The organism is Streptomyces viridosporus (assembly GCF_002078235.1).
Lineage (GTDB): Bacteria > Actinomycetota > Actinomycetes > Streptomycetales > Streptomycetaceae > Streptomyces > Streptomyces viridosporus.
On the sequence record NZ_MSGP01000896.1, the window covers coordinates 1 to 693 of the forward strand.

The 693-nt window shown below is 69.8% G+C and carries 2 protein-coding genes; one reads left to right on the top strand and one right to left on the bottom strand.

Translation table 11 applies throughout. The features are described from left to right. Positions 1 to 203 (bottom strand): TerB family tellurite resistance protein (locus B7L92_RS38500; protein ID WP_174704096.1); only part of this gene is annotated, 203 nt, incomplete at its 3' end. A gap of 224 nt (positions 204 to 427) precedes the next feature. Between B7L92_RS38500 and B7L92_RS38505 the strand changes: the two genes are divergently transcribed. Next, positions 428 to 693, top strand: a 266-nt coding sequence (locus B7L92_RS38505; protein ID WP_081241675.1) for a cell division protein SepF, incomplete at its 3' end; no start/stop codon positions are given.

Here is a 693-nt window from a genome sequence, read left to right on the forward strand (position 1 = left end):
TTCTGCAGCACCTCGTTGGTGGCGATGAGCTGCGCCACACGCTGCCGCTCGGAGGGGTCGACGGAGCCGTCGGCGGCGGCGACCAGGGCGCACATGGCCATGCTCGCGTCGCGGAACGCGCCGCTCTTCAGGTCGTTCTTCTTCGCCTCCAGCTGCGTCTGCATCTGCGACGCGGACTCCTTGATGCGGTCCCACAGGGCCATGCGCACTCCAGTGATCGGGCGGGGCCGGCCGCCTCGCGGCGCACCGCGGCCCCCGGAATATCTACAACAATGTAGAACTTAGCAGCACGGCGGAGAAGCCCCCGGCCCACGGGCGGTCCGGCAGGAGTGCCCCGAGATGGCGGAGCGTGTCGTTGTTGAGCCGAACGGGTGACCATGCGTAAGAATTGACCGATGCAGACAGCCAGCGCGACCCAGGACGGAGCATGCCGGTGAGCAGCCACGATGTCACCGACGAACAGTGGGAAGGGCTCGCCCAGGTCGTGCCGCTGCGGGGCCGTGACGCCTGGCCGTCCGCGGTGGACCACCGGGCCGTGCCCGAAGCCGAGACCGAGGCGCGACGCCGCTTCGTCGTCCTGCGGGTGAACGTGTTCGCGGACGCCCGCGACGTCGCCGAGACGCTGATGGCCGGGATACCGGTGCTGCTCGACCTGACGGGGGCGGAGACGGAGGTCGCCAAGCGGGTCCTGGA